This window comes from Streptomyces sp. NPDC049687 (genome assembly GCF_044465285.1).
Classification (GTDB): Bacteria; Actinomycetota; Actinomycetes; order Streptomycetales; family Streptomycetaceae; genus Streptomyces.
This window is the reverse complement of sequence record NZ_JBITLN010000014.1, coordinates 1-11,915: the sequence shown is the minus strand read 5'-3', so window position 1 is coordinate 11,915 and position 11,915 is coordinate 1. Positions and strand designations below refer to the sequence as shown.

At 71.5% G+C, this 11,915-nt stretch carries 11 protein-coding genes; 3 read left to right on the top strand and 8 right to left on the bottom strand.

Annotation, left to right across the window (positions count from 1 at the left end; translation table 11 throughout):
- Positions 1-44: 44 nt before the first annotated feature.
- The 6 genes from ACIBVL_RS33960 to ACIBVL_RS33935 form a co-directional block, all read right to left on the bottom strand.
- Positions 45-938 carry a TauD/TfdA dioxygenase family protein gene (locus ACIBVL_RS33960; protein WP_399103376.1) on the bottom strand — a complete coding sequence of 298 codons (894 nt, stop codon included), beginning with the start codon at positions 936-938 and terminating at the stop codon, positions 45-47.
- Between the two features lie 13 nt (positions 939-951).
- A complete protein-coding gene (locus tag ACIBVL_RS33955) occupies positions 952-2,304 on the bottom strand; it encodes an LLM class flavin-dependent oxidoreductase (protein ID WP_399103373.1) in 1,353 nt (450 codons plus the stop codon).
- Positions 2,301-3,035: an ABC transporter ATP-binding protein gene (locus tag ACIBVL_RS33950; protein WP_399103370.1), complete on the bottom strand. Its 735-nt coding sequence runs from the start codon at positions 3,033-3,035 to the stop codon at positions 2,301-2,303. Before ACIBVL_RS33950 ends, ACIBVL_RS33955 begins: the two co-directional genes overlap by 4 nt.
- A complete protein-coding gene (locus tag ACIBVL_RS33945; RefSeq protein ID WP_399103368.1) occupies positions 3,011-3,856 on the bottom strand; it encodes an ABC transporter permease in 846 nt (281 codons plus the stop codon). The genes ACIBVL_RS33950 and ACIBVL_RS33945 overlap by 25 nt, the downstream gene beginning before the upstream one ends.
- Positions 3,857-3,863: 7 nt before the next feature.
- Positions 3,864-4,919, bottom strand: a complete 1,056-nt coding sequence (locus tag ACIBVL_RS33940) for an ABC transporter substrate-binding protein (RefSeq protein WP_399103366.1) — start codon at positions 4,917-4,919, stop codon at positions 3,864-3,866.
- 196 nt (positions 4,920-5,115) lie between these two features.
- Positions 5,116-6,318, bottom strand: a complete 1,203-nt coding sequence (locus ACIBVL_RS33935) for an ROK family protein (RefSeq protein ID WP_399103364.1) — start codon at positions 6,316-6,318, stop codon at positions 5,116-5,118.
- Between the two features lie 423 nt (positions 6,319-6,741).
- On the opposite strand from ACIBVL_RS33935, the gene ACIBVL_RS33930 reads away from it, so the two are divergent.
- Complete coding sequence (locus tag ACIBVL_RS33930; protein WP_399103362.1) at positions 6,742-7,320, top strand: biotin transporter BioY; 579 nt, start codon at positions 6,742-6,744, stop codon at positions 7,318-7,320.
- A gap of 4 nt (positions 7,321-7,324) precedes the next feature.
- On the opposite strand, the gene ACIBVL_RS33925 is transcribed toward ACIBVL_RS33930, so the two are convergent.
- Both ACIBVL_RS33925 and ACIBVL_RS33920 read right to left on the bottom strand, forming a co-directional pair.
- Positions 7,325-8,638: an FAD-binding oxidoreductase gene (locus tag ACIBVL_RS33925; RefSeq protein WP_399103359.1), complete on the bottom strand. Its 1,314-nt coding sequence runs from the start codon at positions 8,636-8,638 to the stop codon at positions 7,325-7,327.
- Between the two features lie 134 nt (positions 8,639-8,772).
- Complete coding sequence (locus ACIBVL_RS33920; RefSeq protein ID WP_399103356.1) at positions 8,773-10,230, bottom strand: amino acid permease; 1,458 nt, start codon at positions 10,228-10,230, stop codon at positions 8,773-8,775.
- Between the two features lie 152 nt (positions 10,231-10,382).
- Here ACIBVL_RS33920 and ACIBVL_RS33915 point away from each other — a divergent pair, with 152 nt between their 5' ends.
- Both ACIBVL_RS33915 and ACIBVL_RS33910 read left to right on the top strand, forming a co-directional pair.
- On the top strand, positions 10,383-10,871 hold the full coding sequence (locus ACIBVL_RS33915) for a ribose-5-phosphate isomerase (RefSeq protein ID WP_399103354.1): 489 nt from the start codon (positions 10,383-10,385) through the stop codon (positions 10,869-10,871).
- 35 nt (positions 10,872-10,906) lie between these two features.
- The gene (locus ACIBVL_RS33910; RefSeq protein WP_399103351.1) at positions 10,907-11,716 is read left to right on the top strand and encodes an Fpg/Nei family DNA glycosylase; all 810 of its coding nucleotides are present in this window, start codon (positions 10,907-10,909) and stop codon (positions 11,714-11,716) included.
- Positions 11,717-11,915 lie beyond the last annotated feature (199 nt).

Here is an 11,915-nt window from a genome sequence, read left to right as displayed (position 1 = left end):
TGAGCCCGGCTCACGGGGGCGCCGTACGAACGGTGCCCGGGCGGTTACGCCGCCAGGGACGTGTAGTGCGCCGCGTCTCCCTCGATCGAGTAGCTCTCCTTGCCCTCGATGCCGACGGGCACGTCACCCGCGACGGTCACCCGGTGCAGCCGGCGCGGCAGGTGGTCGTAGTTGTCGACCGCGTAGTGCTGGGTGATGCGGTTGTCGAAGAGCACCAGCTGGTTCTCCGACCAGCGGTGCCGCAGCAGGTTCTCCGGCCGGGTCACATACGACTGGAGCAGGTCGAGGATCGTGCGGGACTCGGCGGTCGACAGGCCCACGATCCGCTGCGCGAAGCCGCCGATGAACAGCCCGCGCTCCCCGGTCAGCGGGTGCACGCGGACCACCGGGTGGACCGTGCGGTACGTGATCGAGGTGAACTGCGCGCGGGCGGCGGCCTGCTCCTCGTCGACCGACTCCTGCGGTACGGCGTAGTCGTAGTCGTTGGTGTGCTCCGCCCACAGGGTGTCGGCCAGCCGCCGCAGTGGCTCGGGCAGGTCGCGGTAGGCGGCCGCGGAGCTGGCGATCAGGGTCTCGCCGCCGTACGGCGGGACGGTCAGGCTGCGCAGGGTGCTGGCCTGGGGCGGGTTGAGGACGAAGGTCACGTCGGTGTGCCAGTGGTTGGCGGCGCGGCCGCGCTCGCTGTCGACGGGCAGCACGTTCGGGGTGCCGTCGACGGAGGGCACGGTCGGGTGGGCGGTGGTGAGCTCGCCGAAGTGCCGGGCGAAGGCCTGCTGGCCCTCGTCGTCGAGGTTCACCTCGTCGAAGACCAGCGCCTTGTGGATGTTGAGCGCCTCGCGGAGGGCGGCGTAGGTCTCCTCGTCGAGGGGCTTGGAGAGGTCGACGCCGAAGACGTGGGCGCCGATGTTCGCGGTGACCTTGCGGATGTCGAGCGTCATAGCAGGTGTCCTTTCAGACCAGGGCGGGTGCGTGCTCTCCAGCGGTGACGTACTGGTTGGCGGGGCGGGGGAGGCCGTAGCGCTCCCGCAGGGTCCGGCGCGGTCCGTACTCCGTACGCAGCAGGCCGCGGGCGCGCAGGAGCGGTACGACGTGGTCGACGAAGGCGTCCAGGCCCGAGGGCAGGACGGCCGGCATGATGTTGAAGCCGTCGGCGGCGCCCCGGGTGAACCAGGTCTCGATCGTGTCGGCGACCTGCTCGGGCGTGCCCGCGAAGGTGAGGTGTCCGCGCCCGCCGCCGAGCCGTCCGATCAGCTGCCGCACCGTGAGCCGCTCGCGCCGGGCCAGCTCCACCACGAGCGTGTAGCGACTCTTGGCGCCCTCGATCGCCTCCTCGGAGGGCAGGTCGGAGGGGAGTTCCGCGTCCAGCTCCAGTGAGCCGGCGGGAAGGTGCAGCAGGCCCTCGAGGTGGGCGACCCCGTGCCGGTGCACGATGTGGTCCTGAAGCACCTGCTCGTTCGCCCGCGCCTCGGCCTCCGTCGAGCCGAGCACCGGCACGATGCCGGGCAGCACCTTGAGGTGCTCGGGGTTGCGGCCGGCCGCCGCCGTACGCGCCTTGAGGTCGGCGTAGAAGGCCTGCGCGTCGGGGAGCGTCTGCTGCGCGGTGAACACCGCCTCCGCGTACCGGGCGGCGAACGCCTTGCCGTCCTCGCTCGACCCGGCCTGCACGAGCAGCGGATACCCCTGGGGGCTGCGGGGCACGTTCAGGGCGCCCTCGACGCTGAAGTACGTCCCCTGGTGCCGGGGAGGATGGATCTTGTCGTCGTCGCCCCAGACGCCGGCCGCCTTGTCGGCGAGGATCGTGTCGTCCTCCCAGCTGTCCCAGAGCTTCAGCGCCACGTCGAGGAACTCGGCGGCCCGGGCGTACCGCTCGGCGTGCGCGGGCTCCGCGTCCAGGCCGAAGTTGCGGGCGGCCTCCGCCCCGGCCGTGGTGACGATGTTCCAGCCGGCCCGGCCGCCGCTGATGATGTCCAGCGAGGCGAACCTGCGGGCCAGGTTGTAGGGCGAGTTGTAGGAGGTGGAGGCGGTGGCGATCAGACCGATGTGCTCGGTCGCCGTCGCCAGTGCGGTGAGCAGCGTGAGCGGCTCCAACGCCCCGGCCGGCCGCTGCGCGACGCTGCTCCACAGCTGCGGCCCGTCGGCGAGGAAGAGCGAGTCGAACGTGCCGCGCTCGGCGATCCGCGCCAGCCGGACGTAGTGGTCCAGCTCGACATGGGCATACGGATCACTCTCCGGGAGCCGCCAGGAGGCCTCGTGGTGGCCGGTGTTCATGAGGAAGGCGTTCAGGTGCAGTTGTCTCGTGGTCACTGGTGGTCCTCCGTGATGCCCAGCGCGGCCAGCAGCCGCTCGCGGTACTCACCGAGCAGCGGGTCCCGGTACGAGCGGGGGTGGGGTCGGTCGATGGTCAGGTCGAGGCCCATACGGCCCTGGTCGAGGACGAGCACCCGGTCGGCGAGCACGATCGCCTCGTCCACGTCGTGGGTGACGAGCAGCACGGAGGGCCGGTGGCGCTTCCACAGTTCGCGCAGCAGGGCGTGCATCCTGATCCGGGTGAGCGCGTCGAGCGCGCCGAACGGTTCGTCGGCGAGAAGGAGTTCGGGCTCCCGCACCAGCGACCTGGCCAGCGCGGCGCGCTGTGCCTCGCCGCCGGACAGCTCGTTGGGCCAGGCCCTCTCGCGGCCCTTCAGCCCGACCTCGGCGAGGGCCTCGCGCCCCTGATGCTCGGCCCGCCTGCCGTCGAGTCCGAGCAGGACGTTGTCCAGCACCCGGCGCCAGGGCAGCAGCCGTGAGTCCTGGAAGACGACGGACACCCTCTCCGGCGCCGTCAGCCCTCCGCTGCCGGCGACCTCGTGGTCCAGGCCCGCGACCGCCCGCAGCAGGGTGCTCTTGCCGGATCCGCTGTGCCCGAGCAGGGCCACGAACTGTCCGGCGGGGATGTCCAGGTCGATGCCGTCGAGGACGGTACGCCCGTCGAAGGACCGGGTCAGGCCGCGCAACCGCACGGCGGGGCGGGTCAGTTGCTCAGTGTGCGGCGCCACGACAGCACCCTCCGTTCGACGAGACGGACCGCGCTGTCGGAGATCAGGCCGAAGACGCCGTAGATGAGCAGGCCGACGAGGATGACGTCCGACTGGCCGTAGTTCTGGGCCTGGAACATCAGGTAGCCGAGGCCGCTGGTGGCGTTGATCTGCTCCAGGACGACCAGGCCGAGCCAGGATCCGGTGACGCCGAGACGGAGTCCCACGAAGAATCCGGGGAGTGCGCCGGGGATCACGATCTGCCGGACGAACCGGACCCTCGACAGGCCCTGCACCTCGGCGAGTTCGACGAACCGGTGGTCGATGCCGGACAGCGCGGCATGCGTGTTCAGATAGATCGGGATGTAGACGACGATGGCGATGATCGCGATCTTGAAGGTCTCGCCGATGCCCAGCCACAGGATGAACAGCGGGATCAGACCGAGGACCGGGATCGCCCGGTTGAGCTGCACCGTCCCGTCGATCAGCGCCTCCCCGGTCCGGCTGAGGCCGGAGGCGAGGGCGAGCGCCACTCCGGCGGTGAGGCCGATCGCGAAGCCGTATCCGGCGCGTTCGAGCGAGGTGAGGACATCGGTGGGCAGGGTCCCGTCGGTCCACAGATGGGCGCCGGTCTTCAGCACGGTCCAGGGCGCCGGGACCGCGCCGGGGTCGAGCCGTCCGGCGGCGGAGGCGGCGGCCCAGAGGGCGAGCAGGAGGAGCGGGCCGGTCAGGCGGGCGGCGGGCAGACGCCTGCCGGGGGCGAGGCTCCGGCGCCGCCTGCGGGGCTGCTCGTCGTCGGCGGCGACGGCCACGCGTGCCGTGCCGAGGGCGGTGGTGGTCATGGCGGTATCAACTCCGGTACTCGGCGGGCACGGACTTCGCGGCGATGCCCTCGAAGCGGTGGTCGAAGAGGGAGGAGACGTCGAACTTCTTCACGAAGCCGCCCTCCGCGAGCAGGTCCGCGGTCTCCTGCTCCCAGGCGATCGCCTCCTCCCAGCTCGGCGGGAACAGCGGCTTGTTGGCGAGGGCGGTGATCGATTCGGCCTGGGCGAGGGTCAGGTTCTGCGTCTTGACGTAGAACTCCTCGTTCCAGGTGCCGGGGTTCTCGTACTGCCACACCTGGCCCTTGGCCCACTGCGGGACGTACGCGGCGACCGCGGCCGCCTTCGCCTCGTCGCCCAGCACCGACACCGGCGCCCACAGCAGGTTGAGCAGGTCGACCACGTCGGTGGTGATGGTGCGGGCGCCCTTGGATCCGTACTGCTGGAGGTAGGCGGGTGCCTGCGTGTTGCCGAGCGGGGCGATGTCGACCTGGCCGGACTGCAGGGCGGTGAGGAACTGGTTGCTGGTCAGCGGGACCAGCTTCACGTCGTCGTACGCGAGGCCGGCCTTCTTCAGCGCCCGCAGCAGGACCACGCCCTGCGCCTGGCCCTGCGAGAAGGCGAGTTTCCTGCCCTTGAAGTCCGCGACGGTGTGGATGTCGCTGCCGGGCTTGGTGGCGAAGAGATAGTTCGGCTTACGGGTGACGTTGATCGCCACGATCTTCGCGTCGAATCCCTGGTAATGCGCCTGGATCGGCGGGATACCGGCATTGTTCGCGAGGTCCAGGGATTTCGAACGGAAGGCGTTGATGACATCGGGACCGGCCCCGATGTTCACCCAACTCGCGACCGTGAAGGGCAGCTTCGGCAGCTTCGCCAGCTTGAACTGCAGCTGCTGGACATTCTGGTACGAGGCGATCTTCAGGCTGGTGCCGGCGGGCACCTGGTCGGCGAGCTTGGCCGTGGTGGCGCCCTTTCCGCCGGTGGCGGCACTGCTCTCGGCGCAGCCGCTGAGACCGGCGACACCGGCGGCGGCGCCGAGCAGGGAGGTGAGAAACACCCGGCGGTCATAGGAAGAAGGCATGGGAGGACCCCCCAGGGGAAAGCGGTGAAAAGGTCAGGATGAATTCCGGACTCGGTCGACGGAACTCACGCGAGAAAAGGAAGGAAGAAGGGCGCGCTCCCGGCGCACCGGGGCGTCAGCAACAGAGAGTGCGACAGCTCATGGGAATGATGTTCCTGTCCCCTCGCAGGGACTGTCAATATACGGAGTTTCTGAATTAACTCACCCGAGGTGACACCCCGAGCGGATCCCGGTAGAGCACGTCCAGAGCCACCGCGCCGCCCGCCACGGCCAGCACGGAATCAGGGAAGCTCGTCGGTACGACCGCCGCCGCGCGCTCGTCGCCGACCCCCGCGCGCAGCGCGTCGAGGCAGTCCGCCCGGTGGAGGACGCCGACCTCGGTGACGACCACCGTCTCCGGATTGAGCACGTCCAGCAGCAGCCGCGCCGCCCGTCCGACGGCTCCCGCCCGCTCCACCAGCAGTTGCACCGCCATCCGGTCGCCGTCGGCCGCCGCCGTGACGACGTGCAGGGGGTTCACGCCGTCGATGACGCCCGCCTCCCGTGCCCGCCGGCACAGCGTCCGCTCGCTCAACTCGGCCTGGAGGCAGCCGACGCGCCCGCACTGGCACGGCTCGGTGCCGCCCGGCACCGGCAGATGGGCGATGGTGCCCGCCTGCGAGCGCGGCCCGTGGTGCACCTGGTCATGGGTGGCGAACGCCGCGTCGACCACGTTCCCGACGAACAGGTGCAGCACACTGCGGCTGCCGCGCGCCCGCCCGAACAGCCGCTCGCCGTTGACCAACGCCCGCGCGTGCCCGTCCACCTGGACCGGCAGCCCGGTGTGCGCCTCGACGACGTCCCGCACCGGCACATCGCGCCAGCCCAGCAGCGGATGCTCGACGACGGTCCCCGACTCCCGGTCCACCCAGCCGCCGACCGCCACCCCCACACCGAGGGCCCTGCACTCCGGAGCCCGGTCCAGCAGCGCCCCCAGTGCCTCGGTGGCGCGCGCCAGCACCGGCATCGGATCCGTGCCCTCGTGCCTCAGTTCCCGCCGCGCCACCACCCGCCCGCGCAGATCGAGCAGCGCGACCGTGGTGTACGGCACCGCCACATGCACCCCGCCGACCACGAACCGGGAGTCGTCCAGGTCGACGGGGACGTGCGGGCGGCCCACCCCGTTCGACCGGTGGGGCGCGGCCGACTCCCGGATCAGGCCGAGGCCGGTGAGCCGGGCGCAGTGCTCGGTCACGGCGGCCGGGGACAGCCCGGTCAGCCGGGCGATGGTGGAGCGCGCCACCGGTCCGTGCTCCAGCACGGACCGCAGGATCACGCTGGCGCTGGTGCGCCGCCGGTCGCTGTCGGCGACGCGGGGGACGGGGGACGTACGAAGAGGGGGTGCCGCGGTACGGGGCATGGGTGACCGTCCTCGGGAACGGGGGCCGACACGTCTCGGAGGGCCGAGGCGCGCCGGAGCCCGCCTCAGGCCGGGCGGCGACAGGTGGACGTGCCCTGGCGTCGCAGGTCGACATAGCGACGCGACGTGAAGTTCCGGGCCTGGGCAACCATGGCTGGAAGAGTAGGGCAGGAAAGGTGAATCCGACCAGAGCACTAGGATTCATTTGGTGGTTGTTCACAATCCGTTGACGAGACGCCGGGTGAGCGAAACCTCTCCACCTCAGTGATCGTTGTCACGCCGCATCCGGTGTCACCGGCATGCTTTGTGTGGAGCCCACCAAGCTTCCGATCACCTCTTTGTCGAGCGCTGACGGTGGGCGGCCCGTGGGCGCTGGGATAGCGTCGCGGTGTCCCCAGCCGTCCCCCTCTCCGCGGAGTCCCCATGAGCACCGCTGCCGCCACCGCCCGTCCCGGACAGGTCCTCGCCGACCTCCTGCCCGCTTCCCGTGTCCGCGACGTCGCGCTCGTGCTCGGCGGCGCCGCGTTCACCGGCCTCGCGGCCCAGATCGCGGTTCCGGTCCCCGGTTCCCCGGTCCCGGTGACCGGCCAGACCTTCGCCGCCCTCCTGGTCGGCACCTCGCTCGGCGCCCGCCGCGGTGTCTCCGCGCTCGCCGTGTACGCCCTGGCCGGCCTCGCCGGCGTGCCGTGGTTCGCGGGCGGGGCCTCCGGGCTCTCCGTATCCTTCGGCTACATCCTCGGCATGATCCTCGCGTCCGCCGCCGTGGGCGCCCTGGCCCGACGGGGCGCGGACCGCTCCATGTGGCGGACGGCGGCCGCGATGCTGGCCGGCGAGGCGATCATCTACGCCGTCGGCGTCCCGTACCTGGCCTACGCGGCCGGCATTCCCGCAGCCACCGCGATCGCGGTCGGCCTCACCCCGTTCCTGATCGGCGACGCCGTCAAGGCGGTCCTGGCGATGGGCCTGCTGCCCACCGCCTGGAAGCTCGTCGGCCGCCGCTGAGGCCTCAGCCGTTGCGGAAGAGGTTCGCCGGGTCGTACCGCGACTTGACCTCGGCGAGCCTCTTGCGCGTCTCCGGGTCGTACCACCCGTCGGCCCGGTCACCGGCCCCGAAGGCGAAGTTGGCGGCCCGCCCGAGGGTGTGCGGGGCGAGCACCTCGAAGGCGGGGTCGAGCAGCGCACGCGCCCGCTCCCGTTCTCCCATGGTCAGCAGCCGTACCAGGAACCGCCCTTCGCGGTACGGCACCGCGTTCGGCGCGGGCTTCGCCAGCGCCCCGCCCAGATGGTTGACCTGGACGACGCACATGGCCCCGGCGTCCGGCCCGGTGCGCCCGAGCAGCTCGGCGCCCCGCTCCCCGTCCAGTTCGCTCAGCACCGCGGCCTCCCCGTAGTAGGCGTGCGGGAAGTCCGGGTCGCTGTGGATCGTGTGGCTCTCGGCGTACGGCATCTCCCGCAACGAGTCGTCGAGCGCCGGCCCGAGCTCCCGCAGCGGCGCGACCAGCGCGTCCCCGTCGTCGCCGGTGTACGCCACCCGCACCGACACGACATACCGCCCCCGCAGCCGCGGCGGCAGCACCGGCAGGTCCGGATACGGTACGGCGGCGAAGGACGAGGTCAGCGTCTCGGGCACGGTCCGCGTCCAGGCCTCGTACGCCCGCAGCACGGCCGCCGCGGCGACCTCCCGCCCGTCGAACGCGAGCGAGCCGCCGTACAGCCTCGTCACGGGTACGAGCCCGATCTCCAGCCCGGTGACGACACCGAGGCCCTGGGTCCCGCCGCCGAGCAGCGCCCAGTACAGCTTGGGCTCGGAATCGACGGTGACCCGCCTCGGCCGCCCGTCCGGGGTGACGACGTCGAGGGAGCGGACATGGTCGGCGGCGTACCCGAACTCCCGGGCCAGGATGCCGAGTCCACCGCCCAGCGTGTACCCGACGACGCCCACGCTCGGCGCGGACCCGTTGAGCGGCGCCAGCCCGTGCGGCTCTGCCGCCGCCACGACCTCCCCCCAGCGCACCCCCGCCCCGACCCGGACGGTACGGGCCACGGGGTCGACGCTCACCCCGGCCATGCGCCGGGTGCTGACGAGCAGCCCGCCCTCCGAGGCTCCGGGCAGCCCGTGCCCGGTGGCCCGCACGCGCACGCCCAGCCCCCGGTCGGCCGCGTACCGCACGGCACCGGCCACGTCGGCGGCGTCCCGGGCGGCGACGACCACGGCGGGCCGCTGGGCGAACCCCGTCTGGAACCCGGCGAGTTCCTCTTCGTAGCCGGGGTCTGAGGGGTGGAGGAAGGGGAGGCCGGCGGTTTCGGTGACGGTGTCCATGAGGGCAGGATGGCCGCGTAACCTGACAGCTTCCGTCAGGTTACGCGGCCCTGCTCGCGGAGTTCGGCTCCGCGACCGCCGTCGGGACCACCACAGTCCGGCCGCGCCCGCCACCGGCAGCGCGACCCCGGCTTCTACGGTGCCGTGAGCGCCTCGGCCTCGGCCCTTCCCTTCGCCACCTTCTCCTTCACCAGGGCGATGGCGACGACCCCCGCGGCCACGAGCACCGACAGCAGCACGGTCGTACGCCCGCTGCTCTCACCCTTGGTGTCGGTCAGCATGTAGCCGAGCACGAACACGATCAGCGCGGCCGTCGCCCAGGTCAGATACGGGTACAGCCACATCCGCACGACCAGCTTCTCCGGTGCCTCACGCTGGATGATCCGCCGCATCCGCAGCTGTGAGAAGCAGATGACCAGCCACACGAACAGCGCCACCGCACCCGAGGAGTTGACCAGGAAGAGGAAGACCGTGTCCGGGGACAGGTAGTTGAAGAAGACCGCGACGAAACCGAACACGACCGACGCGAGGATCGCCGCCATCGGCACACCCCGGCTGTTGACCCGCGCGAACGCCTTCGGCGCGTCGCCCCGCTCGCCGAGCGAGAACGCCATGCGGGAGGCGGTGTAGAGGCCGGAGTTCAGACAGGACAGCACCGAGGTCAGCACGATGAAGTTCATGATCTGACCGGCGTGCGCGATACCGAGGGAGTCCAGGGCGGCGACGTAGGAGCCCTGTTCGGCGATGGACTTGTCGTCCCACGGCAGCAGGGTGACGACGACGAAGATCGAGCCGAGGTAGAAGACGCCGATCCGCCAGATGATGCTGTTGGTGGACTTGGTGACGGCCCGCTGCGGGTCTTCGGACTCACCGGCCGCGAGGGTCGCGATCTCGCTGCCCATGAAGGAGAAGACGACGAGCAGGACGCCGGTGAGGATGGCGCCGGGGCCGTTGGGCAGGAAGCCGCCGTGGCCGGTGAGGTTGGAGAGCCCCGCCTTGTCGCTGTCGACGCCGGGCAGCACGCCGAACACGGCGAGCCCGCCGACGACGATGAACGCGCCGATCGCCACGACCTTGATCCCGGCGAACCAGAACTCGAACTCGCCGTAGGAGCCGACCGAGACCAGGTTGGTGGCGGTCAGCACCACCATCACGATGAGCGCCCACCCCCACTGCGGTACGGCGGGGACCCACCCCTCGAGGATCTTGGCGCCGGCGGTGGCCTCCACGGCCAGCACCACGACCCAGAAGAACCAGTACAGCCAGCCGATCGAGAAGCCGGCCCAGCGGCCGAGCGCCCGGTCGGCGTGCGCGGAGAACGAGCCGGAGGTCGGGTTGGCCGCGGACATCTCCCCGAGCATCCGCATCACCAGCACCACGAGCGTGCCGACGAGGGCGTAGGAGAGCAGGATGCCGGGCCCGGCGGTGGCGATTCCGGAACTGGATCCGACGAACAGTCCGGCGCCGATGACACCGCCGATGGCGATCATCGACAGATGCCGGTTCTTGAGACCTGCCTGGAGACCGGAACCGGGTTCGCCGGGGCCTCCGGGGTCGCGGTCGGCCTTCGTAAGGGTTGGCTGCGAAGTCATGGGCAGTCAGTGAAACGTAGGCGAATCAATTCGTGAACCTCTGATTCCGGATCGTTACTTGAGGTTTTCCTGAGGTTCGATGGTGGTGTCGGGGTTTTGTGGTCGCGATACCCCGCGCTGCTACCCGGCCGCGCGCATGTCACACTCATCCCATGCGCGTGTATATCGGCTCGGACCATGCCGGCTTCGAACTCAAGAACCACCTCGTCGAATGGCTCAGGGCGGCGGGCCACGACCCGGTCGACTGCGGGCCGCACATCTACGACGCCCAGGACGACTACCCGCCCTTCTGCCTGCGCGCCGCCGAGCGCACGGCCGCGGACAAGGACGCCCTCGGCATCGTCATCGGTGGTTCCGGCAACGGTGAGCAGATCGCCGCGAACAAGGTGAAGGGCGTCCGTGCGGCCCTGGCCTGGAGCGAGGAGACCGCCTCCCTCGGCCGCCAGCACAACAACGCCAACGTCGTCGCCGTCGGCGCCCGTATGCACTCGGCGGAGGAGGCGACGAAGTTCGTCGAGACCTTCCTGGGCACGCCGTTCTCGGGTGACGAGCGCCACATCCGCCGCATCGACATGCTGGCCGACTACGAGACGACCGGCGACCTCCCGCCGATCCCGGCGCACCACCCGCAGCAGGACTGACCGCCCCCACAGGGGGCTGGAAAGGAACAGCAACCGTGCCAGAGGGGCACACGATCCACCGGCTGGCGTTGGACTACGCCGACCGCTTCTCCGGCACGGCACCGCGTGTGACCAGCCCCCAGGGCAAGTTCTCCGACGCCGCAGCACTCCTGGACGGCGCCGGACTCACCCGCACCGAAGCCCACGGCAAACACCTCTTCCTGGGCTTCCGCGACGGCGAGTGGATCCACATCCACCTCGGCCTCTTCGGCAAGGTCGACTTCGGCGACGCCCCGGCGCCCCCGGCCGCGGACACCGTCCGCCTCCGCCTCGCCCACAGCACCGCCTACGTCGACCTCCGCGGTCCCACCACCTGCGCCCTCATCACGGACGCCGAGAAACAGGCCGTACACGCCCGCCTCGGCCCAGACCCCCTCCGCGCCGACGCCGACCCCGCCAAGGCCTACGCCCGCGTCTCCCGCAGCCGTACGACGATCGCCGCCCTCCTCATGGACCAGAAGATCATCGCCGGCGTCGGCAACGTCTACCGCGCCGAGGTCCTCTTCCGGCACCGCATCGACCCCTACCGCCAGGGCAGGGACATCACCCCCGCCGAATGGGACGCGATCTGGACGGACCTGGTCGCCCTCATGCGCGAGGGCGTCCGCAACAACCGCATCGACACCGTCCGCCCGGAACACACCCCCGAGGCGATGGGCCGCCCGCCGCGCGTCGACGACCACGGCGGCGAGGTGTACGTCTACCGCCGCACCCGGCAGCCCTGCCACCTCTGCGGCGACGGCATCCGCACCGCCGACCTCGCCGCCCGCAACCTCTTCTGGTGCCCGACCTGCCAGAAGAACTGAGCTCCGGGGCCCGCCGGGCAGGCCCCGGGGCGTGGCCCGAAAGTCCCGTCCGGCCCGCCACGCGAACGACGCCCTAGCGCCGCGGGGGGGGGGGGGGGGCCCCCCCGCCGGGGGGGGGGGGGGGGGGCCCCGCCCCCCCCAACCCCGGGGGGGCCCGGGGGCGCCCCGCGCCCGCCCCCCCCCCCCCCCCCCCGCCCCC